At 42.7% G+C, this 19,183-nt stretch carries 11 protein-coding genes; all 11 read right to left on the reverse strand.

The annotated features are described in order from the left end of the window. Positions 1–13: 13 nt before the first annotated feature. A complete protein-coding gene (gene pflA, locus NSS87_RS22620; protein ID WP_042190523.1) occupies positions 14–751 on the reverse strand; it encodes a pyruvate formate-lyase-activating protein in 738 nt (245 codons plus the stop codon). 215 nt (positions 752–966) lie between these two features. Continuing rightward, a complete protein-coding gene (gene pflB, locus NSS87_RS22625; protein WP_339242896.1) occupies positions 967–3,228 on the reverse strand; it encodes a formate C-acetyltransferase in 2,262 nt (753 codons plus the stop codon). 252 nt (positions 3,229–3,480) lie between these two features. After that, on the reverse strand, positions 3,481–6,102 hold the full coding sequence (adhE, locus tag NSS87_RS22630) for a bifunctional acetaldehyde-CoA/alcohol dehydrogenase (protein ID WP_042129885.1): 2,622 nt from the start codon (positions 6,100–6,102) through the stop codon (positions 3,481–3,483). A gap of 400 nt (positions 6,103–6,502) precedes the next feature. Further along, positions 6,503–7,966 (reverse strand): ABC transporter substrate-binding protein, encoded by a 1,464-nt coding sequence (locus NSS87_RS22635; protein ID WP_042190528.1) that lies wholly within the window; start codon positions 7,964–7,966, stop codon positions 6,503–6,505. A 132-nt stretch (positions 7,967–8,098) separates the two neighbouring features. Beyond that, complete coding sequence (locus NSS87_RS22640) at positions 8,099–8,971, reverse strand: carbohydrate ABC transporter permease (protein ID WP_042190530.1); 873 nt, start codon at positions 8,969–8,971, stop codon at positions 8,099–8,101. A 1-nt stretch (position 8,972) separates the two neighbouring features. After that, complete coding sequence (locus NSS87_RS22645; protein WP_339242900.1) at positions 8,973–9,893, reverse strand: sugar ABC transporter permease; 921 nt, start codon at positions 9,891–9,893, stop codon at positions 8,973–8,975. A gap of 117 nt (positions 9,894–10,010) precedes the next feature. Then, positions 10,011–11,339: a response regulator gene (locus tag NSS87_RS22650; protein WP_042190532.1), complete on the reverse strand. Its 1,329-nt coding sequence runs from the start codon at positions 11,337–11,339 to the stop codon at positions 10,011–10,013. Positions 11,340–11,358: 19 nt separating this feature from the next. Further along, positions 11,359–13,080 (reverse strand): sensor histidine kinase, encoded by a 1,722-nt coding sequence (locus NSS87_RS22655; protein WP_081951305.1) that lies wholly within the window; start codon positions 13,078–13,080, stop codon positions 11,359–11,361. 629 nt (positions 13,081–13,709) lie between these two features. Then, positions 13,710–14,345 carry a beta-phosphoglucomutase gene (pgmB, locus tag NSS87_RS22660; RefSeq protein WP_076300843.1) on the reverse strand — a complete coding sequence of 212 codons (636 nt, stop codon included), beginning with the start codon at positions 14,343–14,345 and terminating at the stop codon, positions 13,710–13,712. Between the two features lie 32 nt (positions 14,346–14,377). Further along, on the reverse strand, positions 14,378–16,660 hold the full coding sequence (locus NSS87_RS22665) for a glycosyl hydrolase family 65 protein (RefSeq protein WP_339242903.1): 2,283 nt from the start codon (positions 16,658–16,660) through the stop codon (positions 14,378–14,380). Continuing rightward, positions 16,657–18,963 carry a glycosyl hydrolase family 65 protein gene (locus tag NSS87_RS22670; protein ID WP_339242905.1) on the reverse strand — a complete coding sequence of 769 codons (2,307 nt, stop codon included), beginning with the start codon at positions 18,961–18,963 and terminating at the stop codon, positions 16,657–16,659. The genes NSS87_RS22665 and NSS87_RS22670 overlap by 4 nt, the downstream gene beginning before the upstream one ends. Between the last annotated feature and the right edge of the window lie 220 nt (positions 18,964–19,183).

Raw genomic sequence — 19,183 nt, forward strand, 5'->3', positions numbered from 1 at the left:
ATGTAGGTATAAATTATACCAATGCTGTCTGCTTACGACCTTCTTCGACTAAGCGGTACGCCCGCTGAACTTCTTCATCCGTAGGGGATGGCACTCCATCCAATTCATAAGCCTTACCGAGCATTTCCCATTTATAGATACCCATTTGATGATAAGGTAAGATTTCAAATTTCTCAACGCCATTTAAGGTTCCAATATAACGACCTAGATTGATAAGGTCCTCTTCACGGTCATGAATACCTGGAACATATACATGTCTAATCCACATTTTACGGTTATGATCTGACAGCCAACGTGCAAGCTTCAAGGTCCGATCATTAGATTTACCAGTTAACTTAATGTGTGCTTCTTCATCAATATGCTTCAAATCGAGCATCACCAAGTCCGTAACATCCAATAAGTCATTAATCTTGTCACCTTCGTTATAACCATTACTATCTAATGTGGTGTGCAGATTCCAACGCTTCTTAACTTCCGTAAATAACTGTTTTACAAATTGTGCCTGCAAAGTTGGTTCTCCGCCGGATACAGTTAACCCACCACCGGATGAACGATAGTAGTTTAAATATGGCTCGATCTCCGAAAGCACTTCTTCTAGAGTCATTTCCTTACCTTCATCTAAAGCCCAAGTATCAGGGTTATGGCAATACTGGCATTTCAGCAAGCACCCTTGCATAAATAAGACAAATCGAATACCAGGTCCGTCAACGGTTCCAAAGGTTTCCAAGGAGTGTATGCGACCTTTAATCATAGGATGTCATCCTTTCTCCAGGACTGACTAACAGTCCATCTTTCACGAAGAAGAATCCCTGCCCTTAAGACTGTGTTCTCCTTAATCGCGACCGTAAAATTTAAAATTTTAATGATTCTTGAACAAGATATTACCGCCCTTGAAACAAGAGCGGTAATTCCTTGCAAATATTTTAGTGCATATCTCAATGAAAGATCTTTATAAATATAAACAAATTACATTGAACCGTGGAAAGTACGGTTAATTACGTCCATTTGTTGTTCGCGAGTCAACTTGATGAAGTTAACTGCATAACCGGATACGCGGATAGTCAATTGTGGATAGTTCTCTGGGTGATCCATAGCGTCCATCAGCTGTTCACGGTTAAATACGTTAACGTTCAAATGCTGAGCGTTATTATGGAAGTATCCGTCCATCATGTGTACCAGGTTAGACTTACAGGATTCATCGTCTTTACCTAGTGCCTTAGGTACGATAGAGAACGTATTGGAGATACCATCTTGTGCATCGGAGTAAGGCAGTTTGGCTACAGAGTTCAGTGAAGCCAGAGCACCTTTCTTGTCGCGTCCGTGCATTGGGTTAGCACCTGGTGCGAATGGTTCGCCTTTTTTACGTCCGTCAGGTGTTGTACCTGTCTTCTTACCGTACACTACATTCGAAGTAATGGTCAATACCGATTGAGTCGGTACAGCATCACGATATGTTTTGTGTTTACGGATCATAGACATGAAGGTTTCAACCAATTCTACTGCGATGTTGTCTACAGCATCGTCATTGTTACCGTAGCAAGGGAATTCGCCTTCAGTTTCGAAGTCAATTGCAATACCTTGTTCGTTACGGATTGGTTTAACCTTCGCGTATTTAATCGCACTCAGTGAGTCTGCTGCAACGGACAGACCAGCGATACCGCAAGCCATTGTACGCAGAATGTCGCGATCATGCAGTGCCATTTCGATACGTTCGTAAGAATATTTGTCATGCATATAGTGAATGATGTTCAAAGTGTTAACATAAGTCTTAGCCAACCACTCCATCATCGGTTTGAAGCGTTTCATTACTTCGTCATAATCTAGATATTCAGAAGTGATAGCTGGGAATTCCGGTCCAACTTGTGCTCCGGATTTTTCGTCTTTACCACCATTAATAGCATACAGCAAAGCTTTTGCCAGGTTGGCACGAGCGCCGAAGAACTGCATTTGTTTACCGATACGCATTGGAGATACGCAGCATGCAATCGCATAATCTTCACCCCAGTATGGACGCATTAGATCGTCATTTTCATACTGAATTGCACTAGTTTCGATAGAAACCTTAGCACAATATTTTTTGAAGCCTTCAGGCAATCTTTCGGACCAAAGTACAGTTAAGTTTGGTTCTGGAGCTGGACCCAAGTTGTACAGGGTGTTCAGGAAACGGAAGCTGTTCTTGGTAACACGAGTGGTTCCATCTTCAGCCATACCACCGATGGATTCAGTTACCCAAGTAGGGTCTCCAGAGAACAGGTCATTATAGTCAGGTGTACGCAAGAATTTTACGATACGCAGTTTCATTACGAAATGATCGACAATTTCTTGTACTTGTTCTTCAGTCAAAGTACCTTCTTCAATATCGCGTTCTGCATAGATGTCTAAGAAGGAAGAAACACGTCCCAGGGACATCGCTGCACCATTTTGTTCTTTAACTGCTGCCAGATATCCAAAGTATACCCATTGAGTAGCTTCTTTGAAGTTCGTCGCCGGTTTGGAAATATCCATGCCGTGAGCAGCTGCCATTTCTTTCAATTCGCCCAGTGCACGAATTTGCTCGGACAGTTCTTCACGTAAACGAATTACTTCTTCTGTCATGGAATCAACTTCAAGCTCAGCTAGTTGTTGCTTTTTGTCTTTAATCAAGAAATCAATACCGTACAGAGCTATGCGGCGGTAGTCGCCGATAATACGTCCACGGCCGTAAGCATCAGGAAGACCTGTGATAACGCCGGATTTACGTACTGCTCTCATGTCTGGTGTATATGCATCAAATACGCCTTGGTTATGCGTTTTGCGAATGTTCGTGAACATGTCAACGATGTTTTGTGGAAGCTCGAAGCCATAAGCCTTCGTAGCATCAACCATCATCTTGATCCCGCCGAATGGCTGGATGGAACGTCTGAAAGGAGCATCAGTCTGCACGCCTACAATTTGTTCCTTGTCCTTGTCAATGTAGCCTGGAGCATGTGAAGTGATTGTGGAGACAGTATCTAGGGAAACATCCCATACGCCGCCTCTTTCTCTTTCTTCCTTGCTCAGTTGGGAAATAATCTTCCACAGTTCAGTTGTGTTACTAGTAGGACCTACGAGGAACTCTTCGTTACCTTCATAAGGCTTAATGTTACTAGCGATAAAGTTGTTAACGTCAACTTTCTTGGACCATTTACCTTTTGTAAAGCTTCTCCAACCGGATTTCACTTCATTTACTTCTTTTTCAATCACCGACATGCTAAATCCCTCCATCTATATTTATTATATTTGTAGAGATCGCGGGCTTGAAGGTTGATCCCGTGTCTCGTGATCCCCAAAAGATGTGGTTGTTCCAAATTTCACAATCAACATTTCATATGTGGGACCGTTGTTTATATAAACATTCTAGTTTATTTTCTATAAAAACACTGTGACAAATATCACCTTTCGAGTGATATTTGTCACCTTTATCTAAGTCCACAACTATCCTATTCTCTATTTAACCATTTATTAATTATCAAATCTTCCGTAGAACGCATTACGGTATACATCAGCAAGCTCAGAAACCAGTGGCAGCTTAGGATTGGCAGTTGTACATTGATCTTCAAACGCACGGTCAGCCAAATAATCTACGCGGGATTCGAAGTCCTTAGGATCAAAGCCCAGTTGTTGGAACGATTCTTCGATGCCCAATTTTTTATTCATATCGCGAATAGCATTGATCAGGCTAGTTACACCTTCTTCAGTTGTGCGAGCTGGCAATCCCAGAATACGGGCAATTTCAGCATAACGCTCATCAGCTACGAAGTGCGAATATTTAGGGAACGAAGCGAACTTCGTAGGTTTTTTAGCATTGTAGCGGATAACGTGTGGCATAAGGATCGCGTTAGTACGACCGTGAGCAGTGTGGTACTGTCCGCCCCATTTATGTGCCAAACTGTGGTTAATACCCAAGAATGCATTGGCAAAGGCCATACCAGCAAGTGTTGATGCGTTATGCATTTTCTCACGTGCTACTCTGTCGCCTTCCAGCGCCGATTTTTCAAGGTATTGGAATACCAGTTGGATCGCTTTAATAGCTAGACCATCAGTATAGTCACTCGCCATAACCGATACATAAGCTTCGATAGCATGTGTCAATACGTCCATACCTGTATCAGCAACAGCAGTTTTTGGCAAGCTGTATACGAACTCTGGATCAATGATAGCCACATCTGGAGTTAACTCGTAGTCAGCCAAAGGATATTTAGTGTGCTGTTCAGTTGTTTTATCGGTAATAACTGCGAAAGATGTTACTTCCGAACCTGTACCCGAAGTTGTTGGAATCGCTACAAACTTAGCTTTGTTACCAAGTTTAGGGAATTTGTATACCCGTTTACGGATATCCATGAATTTTTGTTTCAGACCATTAAAGTCTGCGTCTGGATGTTCATAGAATAACCACATTCCTTTTGCAGCATCCATTGGGGAGCCGCCGCCAAGTGCGATAATGCAGTCCGGTTGGAATCTGTTCATCATTGCAGTACCTTTTTCAACTGTAGTTGTCGATGGATCTGGTTCAACTTCAGAGAACACTTCGATAGCTACAGGAGTTTGACGTTGACGCAGGTAATGTTCAACTCTTTCAACATATCCAAGCTTAACCATCATTGGGTCAGTGATAATTGCGACACGTGTGATATCAGGCATTTTGGTCAGGTACTGAGTAGCGCCTTTTTCGAAATATATCTTGTCAGGTACTTTAAACCATTGCATATTCACGGTACGACGATTCACCCTTTTCACGTTGATCAAATTGATTGCTGTAACGTTTTGCGACACGGAGTTACGACCATAAGATCCGCAGCCCAGAGTCAACGAAGGGATATTAGTGTTGTAGATATCGCCGATCGCACCATGTGTGGAAGGCGAGTTAACGAGAATACGTCCTGTTTGCAGACGGTTAGAGAACTTCATGATTACTTCTTCATTGTTGGAGTGGATAGCCGAGCTATGTCCCATACCACCAAATTCAACAATTTGAGCTGCGCGTTCGATACCTTGATCTGCATTCTTAACTTTGTAGCAAGCAAGAACCGGGCTTAATTTTTCAGCGGAAAGTGGATATTTAGTGCCTACACCTTCAAGTTCTGCTACCAGAATCTTTGTGCCGGCAGGGACTTGAATGCCACACATTTCAGCAATCTTCACTGCGGATTGACCTACGATTGCTGGGTTAACCGCACATTTATCTACATTCATTGCTCCACTAGTCAGTTTGGCAGCTTCTTCTTTATTCACAAAGTAGCAGCCATTAGCAATCATCTTTTTCTTCACTTGATCGAAGATTGGTTCTTCGATAATAACAGCTTGCTCGGAAGCACAGATCATACCATTATCAAATGTTTTAGAAAGAATAATGTCCGTTACGGCTTGATCAATATCCGCGCTCTTTTCAATGAAAGCAGGTACGTTACCAGGGCCTACGCCAAGTGCTGGTTTACCACAGCTGTAAGCTGCTTTTACCATTGCAGAACCACCAGTTGCCAAGATAAGAGCAACGTCTGGGTTGTTCATCAATGCGTTTGTCTTGTCCATTGTTGGCATTTCAATCCATTGGATACAGTTCTCAGGAGCGCCAGCTTTCACGGCAGCATCATGAAGAATTTTTGCAGCAGCTGCACTACACTCTTGCGCAGATGGGTGGAAACCGAATATAATAGGGTTCCGTGTCTTAATCGAAATCAACGCTTTAAACATCGTGGTGGATGTAGGGTTGGTTACCGGTGTGATACCCATAACAATTCCGACGGGTTCAGCAATTTTTTGGAAGCTATCATAAGCGTTGTCTTCAATAACGCCTACTGTTTTATCGTATTTAATTCCGTGCCAGATATATTCAGTTGAGAAGATGTTCTTCGTAATTTTGTCTTCGTATACGCCGCGTCCAGTTTCTTCTACGGCTAATTTTGCGAGGTACATATGTTTGTCGAGTCCAGCCAACGCCATTGCATGAACGATTGTGTCAACTTGCTCTTGGTCTAGCGCCATGAACGCCTCATGCGCTTTTTTTGCTTTATCCACTAAATTCTGAATATACTCTTCAGCGGTAACTTGTTTAACTTGGGCGGCGACTTCGTTCTTAACTGCCATCTCCCTCGTCCTCCTGTCAATTTTTAGTTGTTTTTCTCTACACATTTATCTTATCACATGATTTCCACCTTGTATAGTGAAATCTTTCACAAAGTATAAAGTTTTTTTGATTTGTTTTCAAAGCGCTTTCATTCGATCATATTATAGTCTTTTTACCATATTATGTGCTATAAAACCCTTTAAATCTTAGAATTATACTTTAATAAGCAAAGTTTCAGCTCCTTTTTATTCCATATATCTATAATCAGTACACAAAAACGTATTCTCTTCATCACAGTCAATTACGATTTCCCTACACTGTAATAATTTCCAATTGATTATCACTATTTCTGAAGATTTATAAATTTATAAATCTTCACAACAAAAAACCGACCCCAAAGGGGCCGGTTTTTGCATTAGACTATTCCGCTTTAATCGTATCAAAGAATTTCTCTTGCACTGTTTTAGCTGCTGCTTCTAGCTGGCTCTTGGAATCCGTTCCTTTTTTGGAAAACAGCTCTTGAATAACATTGGACATGGTTGCGTAATAGTCCTGTGTGTTGTATTGAGCTTCAGGTTTACCATCCAAAAGTCCCATAATGTCAGGGCTATATTGGTATACATTTGTGTACTTGTCATAAACCGCTTTGGTCTTCTTACCAAACTCAGAATCAGCTGAGTAGTAGTCTAAGAGCGGCGGGATAAAGTATTTGCCATCGGTTGTACGTTGTTGAAGAATTGCATCCAGTGCTTCCAAACCTTTGTCAGAGAAATAATCAAAAGTAATGTAGCGGAATGCCATTTCTTGTTCATCTGGCGTAGCATTTGGATTAATTACTAGATAGTCACCACCAAGTACCCCTGTGTGTTTTCCGCCTTTTTCCATAGCTGGCATAGGATACGTAAGCACATCCTCAGGTTTCAGTCCACCTTGGTTCAACGCTTGCTCGATAACGCCATCAGATCCGGCCATTACCATTGCTGTACGACTTTGTTGGAACGCACCTACAGCATCGCCCCAACCAAGTGCCCAGTCCTGTGGAATCGCGTTAGCTTCCCATCTAAGTTTCTTGTAGAAATCCAGTGCTTTAACGCCAGCATCGGAATTAAATGTAGCTATAACCTTACCGTCTTCAATTTTTTGAATCTCTCCGCCAGCTTCAAACAGGAAGTTGGTCCAGTTCCAACCTGATTCGTTCCCCTTACCCATTGGAGCAATACCGGAAATCCCTTTTTTGGCATCGGCTACACCTTTAGCCGTATTCAGCATATCATCCCAAGTCCAATCCATAGGTGGAATGGCTACGCCTTTTTCATCCAGCATTTTTTTGTTGATCATAGTGGTTGTTACATAACCTTTTTGTGTTACTCCGAAAACTTTGCCGTCGATAATAAATTGATTTTGAAGCACGGTGTTAATTTGATCTTTAAATTCATATTTGTTCCACAGATCTGTGATGTCAGCAACCCAGCCCTTTTCAACCAGGAATTTAGCTTCTGTAGCAAAAGTATTAAAGAAGGTTGGTGCTTCATTCGCAGCCATTTTGATTCCTATTTCACTTACATTGTACTGCCAGTCGTCTTTAACGATTTCTACGTTCGGATATACCTCTTGGAAACGTTTGATTTTGTCGTCTTCCTGTGCTCTTATTTCAGTCAGGTCAGGTGTTGGATAGTGAATCTTGATCGTCACTTTTCTTTGAGTAATGTCATCCACTGGTGCATCCGTAGCGGTTGCTGTATTATCCGTTACCGCATTTGTTGGCGCAGCAGATGCTTCCCCGCCTTTGTTCCCCGCTGTGTTTCCGTTATTGTTGCCGCTGCAAGCAGATAGCAACGATCCGGCTACAAGTACGCTTAGTAGAACGCTAGAGTACTTACGCATTGAAACTCCCCTTTTCAATTCATAATTATCTTACATATCGATCATAAATTAGAAACCGTTTACAAACGAGGTGCATTTATATTCCTTTCATGTGCATGTTTACGATCCGTGGATAAATTCGTCGATAATTGCTTATCCTTTCACTGCCGACAAAGCAACCCCACGCATAATGAATTTCTGGAAAATTAAGAAGACAATGATTGGAGGCAAGGATACTATAAACAGGATTGCAAATTTAATATTAGTATTGAGTGCCTTCACATTAATAACGTATTTATAAATGGCTGTCGCAAGCGTATATTTCTCTTCACTGTGCATAACCAGAGATGGCCAGAACCAGTCATTCCATGCAGTAGAAAAGATAAAGATCGCTAATGTAGCAAAAATCGGAATGGATAATGGCACGGCAATGGAGAAAAAGCTTCTCGGCTCAGAGGCCCCATCAATTCGTGCTGCTTCAAAGATTTCTGGATGAATCCCGTCAAAAAAGTTCTTTAACAATAGAAAGTAGAACGTGTTCGCTCCCGCTGGCAACCAGAAAGCCGCATACTGATTCAGCAATCCGAGCTCTTTCAAATTGACAAAGTTCGGGATCATGTAACTGGTCGCCGGAATAAACAATGTCATCAGGAAGAAGAAATAAATAGCTCTTTTGTAAGGAACATTCATACGAGAAATACTAAAAGCTGACATTCCCAATACGACAAGCGTCACGACCATATTCCCTAAAAAGATATAAATGGTGTTTCTAAGGAACATGGGTAGATCAATGTAATTCATCGCATCTTTAAGATTACTGAAGTGCCATTCCTGAGGGAAAAAATGCGGCGGGAATGAATTCACCTCTTGATTCGACTTCAACCCGTTGAATAACGTCATACAAATCGGGTATAGCATGCTAAAAACCATAACCAAAATAACGACGCACATCAAACCATAAACGATCTTATTACTTGTTTTTTTCAAATCGTGTTCTGAAAGAATTCCTCTATCTGCGCTCTTCATCTTAGTAGTCCTCCTTGTTAAGCTTGAACTGTAAAATGCCCAAACCACCTAGGACAATGAACATTAACATGCCAAGCGCAGTAGCTGTTCCATAATCGAGTCTTGTAAATGCATATTTCACGATCAACAGCGCATAGGTAAGCGTAGTATTATTTGGACCGCCATCAAGCAGCGCCATCTGTGACTGATATCCTTGTGAAGTACCAATAATTTGCAGGATCAGCATCAAAAAGATTAAATTACGCAGTGAAGGCAATGTGATGTACTTTATACGTGCCCATATACCTGCTCCATCAATCTCAGCGGCTTCATACCAATCTCTTGGAATGCTGAGTACAGCAGCTAAGTAAATTAGCATCCCTGATCCGAACTGCTGCCATGTTTCCATAAACACAAGGGAAATCATCGACCATCTTGTATCTGTTAAGAAGGCAACCTGATCCACACCCATTGTGCCTAGTAACGCATTAATCGGGCCCACCGGATCATAAAGCCATCTCCACAGTCCATAGAGAACCACACCAGGCATTACGAAAGGAAGGTAAGCCGCTACACGTACAAAGCCCCCAAACTTTCTCAGCTCCGAGATCATGATGGCAAAAGCAATCGGAACCCAAAAACCGATAATAAGACATAGAAACATGTAATACCCAGTGTTCTTTAATGCGGTCAAAACATCTGGATCACTAAGTGCTCTACTGTAGTTCTCAAAGCCTACAAAGCTATTACCTTTCACAAAATCAACATGGTAGAAGCTGTACAGTAAGCCTTTAAAAATTGGAACCCACAAGAACATAATAAAAACAATTACGGCAGGTACGAGGAACATATATCCCCAAAAGTTTTTCTTCCAGCGGTTTTGCTTGTACGGTGTCCCCTTCAGCGTCGCCGGGTTTTCGGTTACTACTGCGGTTTGATTCATCAGGCTCCCTCATTCCATTGTTCTATCAGCATTTTTCGCAAAATGCTTCCTACCTTAAATTGTAGGAAATGAGGGTTGTACTGAACATGTCTATATCTACCGAAGTCATGAGTGTTTTTACTTCTTCAATTCACTGGGGCTAATCCCATAATATTTTTTGAAAATTTTACTAAAATGCTCGGGCGATTCATAACCCACACGTTCCGCAATTTCGTATCTGCGAAGATCGGTATTCAAAATCATCTCCCGACTTTCTTCCATCCGGAGCTTAATTACATATTCCCACAGGTTATAACCTGTATTTTTCTTAAATAGGTAGCTCAAATAATTGGGGCTAACATGATTTTTCTTAGCCACATCGTGAATCGTCAGTCCTTTTTGCGCATAGTTCTCGTCAATATATTCTTTTGCTTTTTGTACGATCAGATTGCTATGCGTATGAAGTTCTTCTACAGAAGGATCACTCGTGTAACTGTTCCAGTTGAAATCCCCATAATAGAACACGTAATGGTCACTATGCTCATTATTCCAGAGAATTGCATTAGAGGCCTGACGGTTCAACACGGCCATAAACGAAAGCCCCTTTAAAATCTGGCTAATGCCAATGACCACATTCAGATGTAAATACTTATGGATATTAAAATGAAGACTACGACCAAGTATGTCTAGCCTGTTGATTTGGCCGGCAGAAGAATCCTCATAGCTTTTTTCATCCCATTGAATAATGATCGTAATTTCTCCATCTGGCGCATAAAAGGCTATCGAGTTCCATTCCTGATCCATTAATTCTTTGGCAATGTTCAGCGCAGCATAACAAAGAAGCCGTCTGTCCCGAATAGTATACTGCTTCTCCTGGTTTACTCCAGTCAGTGGTACCTTAAGTTTTAAGACGGAAAAATACGGCCCTTGTAGCTTCAGGTTATCCAGCTTCAGCAGGTTATCTCCTTCAGCTAGTACAACTCCAGGGTCAATGAGCAATTCGTTCAAGAGCTTGCTATATTCCGGCAGCGGCTCTTCCAGTCGAAAGCTTTCGTTAATTCCAGACATGAAGACATCTAGTTCTGGTGAGGGCTTCCCCATCTTAAGGAGTACATTTCGGACCGAATCCAAAAACTGCTCACTATTCAAAGGCTTGATTAAATAATCCTTTGCCCCGAGCCTAACAGCCATTTGAGCATATTGAAACGTCTCATGAGCAGAAATCACGATGGTCTGTACCCATGGTTTGGCTAGTTTGGCATGCTGCATCAAATCAATTCCACTCATCGCACCCATCTGTATGTCCGTAACGAGCAGATCAATTTCCTCCATACGTATACAGTCTAGTGCTTCAAATCCGCTATTAGCTGTATAGATATTAGAAATATCCAGCCCGGATGAAGCTAATAAATTGCTCAATCCTTTACAAATCAATGGTTCGTCATCCACAACCAATATATTGAACATATCTGCATGCTCCCCTTCCTTAGTCCTGATTCTCCGATTTCGGAAGCTTAACTGTTACTAGCGTTCCGCCTTCTGTACGAGGGGTATAGCTGATGCCATAATCAGAGCCAAAATGTAAATGAATACGCTGGTTAATATTGCGGATACCATAACCGCTAGTGGGATTGGGGCTTTCATCATTCAATACAGCTTCTATGGCTTCATAGTCAACAGACTTATAGCCGTTATCTTCAATAGAGATCCTAACGGTTTCATCCTCACACACTGCTGTGATGGTGATCTCACCATCCTCGCCCATATTTTTAACCCCATGAATAATAGCATTTTCTATTAATGGCTGCAGCGTGATTTTTGGAATTAGGTTGCTTTTCGTATCCGGGTGAATATTCATCACAACTTGAAATACATAATCATAACGGTGCTGCTGTAGCTTGATATAGGCCGTTGCATGCTCCAGCTCTTCTTCAAGGCTGATCAGCTCCCTTCCCCGACTAAGACTGATCTTCATTAATTTGGACAATTCCTTGATCATCTCGGCGGATTCGACATTTCCTTCTAAAGAGCTTTTCCAATAAATGCTCTCTAGGGTGTTGTAAAGCAAATGAGGGTTGATTTGTTGATATAGAAGTTGAAGCTGGGATTCCTTCTGTTTAAGCTCCATCTGATATTTGTATGTGATTAATCCGTTCAGCCTTCGGGCCATATCATAAGTAGAAGCAATCAGCACACTGACCTCATCGTTACTCCCCCTCCGTGGTGTCTCTGGAACTCGATTACCCGGCTCGTATTTTCGCACGAAAAAAGCCAGCTTTTGCAAAGGAGTCATTAATGAACGCCAGAAGTACGTAATCATAATTAGTCCAAATACTGCATAAGCCACGGTGATATATTGAATAACACTTTTCATTTCGTTCTGTTGCTGCAGTAGCGCCTTCACTGGAACTTTGTAGACCAGTTTTTGTCCAAGCGCATGGTTATTGTTAACCACATAGATAAAATCGGAGGTAATCACATCCACTGTACCTTCCAGATCCTCGGCAACAACCGTCTCCGGCAGCTCAATCACTTCTCCAGTATTATTCGTAGTGGAGGCGAGAACACGATTGTTTAAATCTGTTAAATAAATTTCGCCGTCAGGCAAAGAGATGGATTTGAGAGATTCTCCAATTTTAGAGTCCATTTTGGTGATGACCAAAACCCCTATAGTCTCCGCTTTTCTGGAAATGTTGTTTACAGCTCTCATGTAAGTAAGTGTCTTTAAATTCTCCGCTTGAGCGCTTAGCCTCTCCGTGAACTTCAGCGAGCCGCGTCCTTTCTTCTGAACAACCTCCTCAAACCAGTAAGGCTCTTCGGCTTTAGAAAAGAAATAAACTCCCGCCTTCTTAACCTGTGGAAAATTGGGAGCAAAAAAGTAATAATCATTCGGATCGTATATATAAAGGGAGTAATAGATGCCATCACCACGTTCAGCCCCCTGAGAGTAACTGACCAACAGCTTCTCTATTGTCTCATATCGTTTGACCCGCTCCAGTATGGTATCCGAGCCAGTCATATTCATTTGCTGAATCAGAGGATTTTGAATCACGGTGGTAGTGATTTTATTAACTGTATCGATATCCCGATTAATGATCGTAAAGTTCTGCTTGTTCAATTCCACATATGCATTCGTAACATGGCGCTTCAGTATTTGCTCTGCCTTCAAATTCCCATATATGTTCAAAAAGAAGATCGGAGAAATCATAATCAGAAATAGCAGGATGAGCTGCTGCTTGACGTTCAGCTTTCGAATCAATCTAATAAGCCTAGACAACACTATAGTCACACCTCCGGGTTAAATAACTATATCAAAGGGATAAACGCTTACATATGTTCATTTTAAAGTTTTTTATGGTCATTTGTATGTAGTTTTTTTCTGTTGTACGGATTATAAGAGCATGTGATATAGACGTCACTGCGTGGAGCGTTTGGGCTTACGATCGCTGTTATCCTCAGATTTCCTGATTTTATACCGCTTGGCGGTAGAAATCTGAGGATAAAGGCGACCACTTCGTTTCTCCAGCTCCAAACCTCCACTCCGCAACTCCATCACCGGAATTCTTAAAAAACAAAAATAGAAAAATAGGGCGGGAGAGTGAAGGCCACTGCGTGGGGCTATGAGAGGTATTATTCGCCTCTGTTTTACACTGTTGTGGGCTTCACATTTGTTGAGCCTTTGGATGAGCGATTGGATTACCCAATGAGCGACATTACTACTTGGTGTGCGCAGTTGTACTTGATAGCTGAATACACAGCGTGAGCACAGGAATTTAAAGCAAAAAAAGACCGACCCCACAGTAGCATCAGCTACTTTGGAGTCGGTCCCCTTTTTATTTAACTCAACAACTCATACAATCCTTTTACAACCATATCGGCTTCCTTCAGCACTTCCGGCTTACCTATGCCTACTACCTTCATACCTGCAGCCTTACCTGCTTGAACGCCCGCTTCCGCATCCTCAAACACGACACATTCGTCCGGCTGTAAGCCTAGCTCCTGACCAGCGATCAAGAATACCTCCGGGTCCGGCTTGGCAAGTGACACTTTGTTACCGTCAACTACGGCATCGAACAGATCCGTAATGTTCAGCTTATTCAAAATAAACTCTGCATTCTTACTAGCTGAACCTAACGCAATTCCAATCCCGCGCGTTCTCAGTCCTGTTAAGTATTCTTTGACCCCAGGAAGCAGTTCCGACTCCTCAAGCTTAGAGATGTACTCTACATATAGGCGATTCTTCTTCTCCGCCATCGCAAGCTTCTCCGCTTCTTCAAATTGTAGGCCACCAACTTCCAGAAGAATATCGAGCGATCTCATCCTGCTCACGCCCTTAAGACGTTCGTTATCCTCCTCTGTAAATGTAAAGCCAAGCTCGTCAGCAAGACTCGCCCAAGCCAAATAATGATATTTGGCCGTATCTACAATAACGCCGTCCAGATCGAAAATGGCGCCTTTCATATTTTGCAACATGGATTTACTTCCTCTCCGTTGTTAGTTAATGACTATACTGTTGTTTCGGCCAAGGTTAGACGCAAGCTCTCACCTGCACCACAGGACTTTCCTTCTCCCCCTTGTACCGAGAACACCAGAGTCCCGCTGTAGTCGGCTGCTGTGGTAACTGTAACTTCATCCTTGCTAATCCGCAGCTTAAAGGTATTCCCCCGAAGCGTAACCGGAAGCTCAACAGACTGCCAATGTTTAGGCAGTGAAGGTTTGATATGGACAGTTCCCCCATCATAATCCAACCCTGCAAAACCAAGCACCGCAGCCATCCAAGCACCACCGTTAGCGGCTGGGTGGGTACCACCGATATAAAGATCGCCTACGTACTGCTTAGATTCTCCCGTGAGATCAACAGTAGCCGTGCGCATAAAATATGGATATCCCCAATCCGGCGAACCAATATCGGCAGCTACCAAAGCGTAGATACAAGGACTAAGACTTGACCCATGCTCGGTGCGCGGTTCGTAGAATTCCCAGTTCGCTTGTTTCACTTCCTTGGTGAAGGAATGTTTGAATAGATTTAACATCAATACGACATCCGCTTGCTTCAGTATTGTTGTGGTTGTGGCTAATCCATTACCGCCACCCAAATACTCATTTTTGTTAAGTACACGGGATTTCAAATCTGGCAGCCTAACATCTTCTAAGGTGAAGTAACGGTCGAATTGTTCGATGACAAGACTGGCAGGGTCTGGCTGCGGAACATAGAAGCTATCCAGCATAGCTTTGAACTCTGTCAGAAACGGACCTTCACTAAACTCTGTAGACAGTTGGTTGTACACTTCCGGATATTTATCTTGCAGCAATTCTGCTGTGCGCAAGGCAATCTCCAGTGTCTCCTTAACCAGAGCATTCGTAAAAGCATTATTGTTCACACGCTCATGATATTCGTCTGGACCTGTTACATCTAGAATCTCGAAGCGTTCTTTTACTGAATTATAGTAAGCATAAGAGTAGAAGAACCGGGCACATTCCCAGATCACTTCCGCCCCTCCGCTAGTCAGCAGACTCTCGTCACCTGTAAATTGAACGTATTTCCAGATCCCATGTACAACATCCCCACTGATATGAACCTGCTTATCACGGAAATAAGTCCGCATTGGTCGACCGGTAAATACATCATTCACATTAAACAGTGTACAAGCATCGTCTCCTGTATCCTGACTTTCCCAAGCATAGAATGCTCCCAAAAAACCATATTCCGCGGCCTTCCGGCGAGCTCCGTCCAAGGTATGAATCCGGTACATCATCAGGTTGCGAGCAACCGTTGGATCAGTATGCAGGAAGAAAGGCAGCATAAACATCTCCGTATCCCAGAATACGGCCCCTTTATAGACCTGACCCGATAAACCTCGAGCCGGGATAGAAACCTTTTCCGAAACTGTAGGTGCAATAATTAACAGCTGATAAATACTGTATCTTAGAGCAAACTGAGCATCCTCATCGCCTTCGATAATGACATCGCTAAGCGACCATCTTTCTTCCCATTGCTGGCGATGAGCCTGTAATAACTCGTCATAACCGAGCGTTTCAGCAGCTAGAACAGACTTTACTGCTTCTGACTCCGGTACACTAACATCAAGTCCAGTATATACCGCAACGTACTTAAACCATTCATAGGTCTCACCCGCACGCGCTTCAAAAGAAATCCGGCGAATACTAGCGCCCTCATCCAGTTGCTGATCTCCGAAATTAAATACGGCTCTCTCCGCCACAACTACCGGAATGTTCAATTCTCCACTAGTGGAGGAAGAGACTAGTACCTCACCCTGTGACTGTACTTTTTGACCATAGAGGTGGGGACCATTGATATCCCATACATCTACGTCAATCCCGGTCTCAATCACAATTTGGCAGTCCTGTGTACTATGGATAGAGTATTTACTAACGAGCAGGTAAAGATTGTCCTGGCTTACGAAACGATCTGCTGTAAATGTCAACATCCCACCATCAGATAGACTATAGCCAGTGCTCCGATGATGAATGGCACTACGAATATTCAGCTCCTGAACATGAGAGCTCGGTTCTTGCTCTAGCACACTTAAAGGTTGACCGTTGCAGACAATCTTGGTCCATAATCCATTAGGAGCATTGACAGGTTCTCTCCACTTATCTCCCGCTTTGTCATATAGACCAGCTAAAGTTACGGCAACTAACTCAGTTTTACCGAATTCCTCAAGTGTCCCGCGATATCCCATATAGCCATTGCCTAACATATATTTGTTCCCGTTCGTCGTCACAAGTTGCTTGTCAAAACAGCTATCCCTAACCGCCCAGCTCATCGAGCCAACATCCCTTCACCTAGCGGAAGCGTCGTCCCGGATGCGTCCACCGTAATTGACTGCCCATACACTGTAATATCAGTGCTACCCCCATTAATTGCGGTGAGCGTTACTGAAGTCTTGTTGACCAAAATACGTAGTAATACCCCTTCATACATCACTTGGAAGCTATACTCGTTCCAGCGCTCCGGCAATGAAGGCTGGAAGGACAAACGATCCCCATCTGAACGCATACCTCCAAAGCCATACACAATATTCATCCAAGCGGCTGCAATCGAAGTCGTGTGCAATCCTTCGCGTGTGTTACGGTTGTAATTGTCTAAATCCAGTCTTGTCGCAAATTCAAAGAACGAATAGGCTTCTTCTGGCTTACCGATTTCGCTTGCCAGTATGGAATGGATCGAAGGTGAAAGTGAAGACTCATGAATACATCTAGACTCGTAATATTCATAGTTAGCAAGCTTCGCTTCTTTAGAGAATTGTCCATTATATAAGAACATAAACATGAGAACATCCGGTTGCTTAATCATGTCATAACGGTACAATCGATCATACGACCAGTTCGAGTAGAGCGGAAACTCTGTTACAGGAATGGAATGAATATCAATATGTGGCATATCGAAGAATCCATCATGCTCCTCAAATACTCCTGTCACTTCGTCAACCGGAATCTTCATATTGTCTGCTTTATTTTTCCAATCGCTAAGCTCTTCGTCACGGAGTCCCGTCTTTTCCGCAACCATTGCAAAAGCCTCTGGTGCCTGTTCTTTCATTTCACTCAGGGTGTCTAAGGTGTATTCAAATGATTTTTGGGCCATCAAATTAATATAGCAGTTATTATTCACCATCAATTGGAACTCATCAGGACCCATTACGCCAAAATATCCATATTTCCCACTCTGTTGACCCCATTGACCGCGTGTAGCATAGAATCTACTGATCTGGATCAGCATTTCAGCGCCTTTACTGTGCAAGAATTCTTTATCCCCAGTATTTTTGACATAATGCCAGATACCATAGGAAATAGCAGTCCCTACATGAAGCTGAAGATTCGAATGCTGCCAGAGATCACAGCTTTCTGTTCCGTCTATTGTAGCAATAGGGTAGCAAGCGCCATCGCAATCAACATCTTTAGCACGTTGCATAGCCTGAGGTAATGTCTTATATCTAAAGTCCAGTAAACTCCGTGCAGCCTTAGGATTATTAAACATATAGAATGGTAAGCAATACGACTCTGTATCCCAGAACGCCAAACCACGATACACTTCTCCAGTCAATCCTTTAGCGCCGATGTTGAACCCTGGATGATCACCATGATAAGTCTGATAAAGCTGGAAAATGCAAAAACGAATGCCCTGCTGATTCTCAGGATCGCCCTCAATCCGAATATCACTTGTCTCCCAGATACCATTCCAATATGCCGTCTGATCCGCGAATATTTGAGTATCGCTCAGTTGATTTGCACTTTCAGCAAGAGCTAGCCCTTTGCTCCACAGCTCTTCAGCTGTATGGGCAGATTCACTATCCGAATAGTTGATAACCAGCTTTGTAAAATGGGTCGCTTTTCCCTGAGCAAGATCCATAGTAAAGCTTTGTCCAATAAATTTCTCATGTTCAACTCGCGTAAGCTGAAGCGGCTGTGAAGATTGTAAAGAAAAGCTAGAGAATAGCTTGTTAGCTGTATTCACTGTTCTCGCCATAATAGCTGTGGTAGATCCTTGTTCTCCACTGCGGAGACTACTCCACATACATTCACCGCGTTCCTCATGAATAATGCTGAAATCAAGACCTGCACAAATGTCCACGCTGCCCGAGAAATTAAGGGGCTCAAATTCCACCCGCTGTAGTCCCAGATGAGACATCGTCATACTTACCAAGCGTGTAAAGACAACTTTTAAGATTTTTCCATCATCTAGGTGCCAGATTAGCTCACGCCGATAGGTCCCACTACGAAGATCCAGTTTGCGCACATAATCCGATATTTTACTTTTTGCCAGATCAAGCTGTTCACCATTCACAGTGATCCGCGTATACAGCCAGTCCACCGCATTTACCATATATCTCAGCGAGCGAATAATCCCCTTATAATGATTGCCAATGTCCAATTGTTCATTTAGCCCGTTGAAATAACTGCCTTGCAGGGAATCCCCAGAGTAACCTTCCTCAGCATACCCCCGCACACCCATATACTCATTTCCTAGTGAAAAAATAGATTCCGAGGTCCGATTTCGTTCTGGATCAAAGCCCTCTTCAATAATTGCCCAAGGATCTACCTTAAGATATTTGTCCGCCACTTTAGCCATGTATGATTTCCCCTTCTCCTGGTTTTTGCTCCATTCTCAGGATATCGTTCCATACCCGTTGCGCCAATGTCTGACCTTAATGAAGATGTGTGCGTTTATACGGAGTTGAAATCGAACGGATTTCTATATCATGAATTTTTGCAGTAAAATATGTAGAATCTAATAAGAACAAAAAAACAGCGACAGACCCATTATTTAAGAATAATGGATTGCCACTGCT

It is taken from the genome of Paenibacillus sp. FSL F4-0243 (assembly GCF_037963295.1).
GTDB lineage: Bacteria > Bacillota > Bacilli > Paenibacillales > Paenibacillaceae > Paenibacillus_AQ.

Bases quoted from the DNA above. Each gene is read 5' to 3' on its own strand.
- pflB (WP_339242896.1), bottom strand. From the start codon at position 3,228: ATGTCGGTGATTGAAAAAGAAGTAAATGAAGTGAAATCCGGTTGGAGA.
- NSS87_RS22655 (WP_081951305.1), bottom strand. From the start codon at position 13,080: ATGATTTCTCCGATCTTCTTTTTGAACATATATGGGAATTTGAAGGCA.
- NSS87_RS22645 (WP_339242900.1), bottom strand. From the start codon at position 9,893: ATGAATCAAACCGCAGTAGTAACCGAAAACCCGGCGACGCTGAAGGGG.
- NSS87_RS22665 (WP_339242903.1), bottom strand. From the start codon at position 16,660: ATGAGCTGGGCGGTTAGGGATAGCTGTTTTGACAAGCAACTTGTGACG.
- NSS87_RS22650 (WP_042190532.1), bottom strand. From the start codon at position 11,339: ATGTTCAATATATTGGTTGTGGATGACGAACCATTGATTTGTAAAGGA.
- NSS87_RS22670 (WP_339242905.1), bottom strand. From the start codon at position 18,963: ATGGCTAAAGTGGCGGACAAATATCTTAAGGTAGATCCTTGGGCAATT.
- NSS87_RS22635 (WP_042190528.1), bottom strand. From the start codon at position 7,966: ATGCGTAAGTACTCTAGCGTTCTACTAAGCGTACTTGTAGCCGGATCG.
- pgmB (WP_076300843.1), bottom strand. From the start codon at position 14,345: ATGTTGCAAAATATGAAAGGCGCCATTTTCGATCTGGACGGCGTTATT.
- adhE (WP_042129885.1), bottom strand. From the start codon at position 6,102: ATGGCAGTTAAGAACGAAGTCGCCGCCCAAGTTAAACAAGTTACCGCT.
- pflA (WP_042190523.1), bottom strand. From the start codon at position 751: ATGATTAAAGGTCGCATACACTCCTTGGAAACCTTTGGAACCGTTGAC.
- NSS87_RS22640 (WP_042190530.1), bottom strand. From the start codon at position 8,971: ATGAAGAGCGCAGATAGAGGAATTCTTTCAGAACACGATTTGAAAAAA.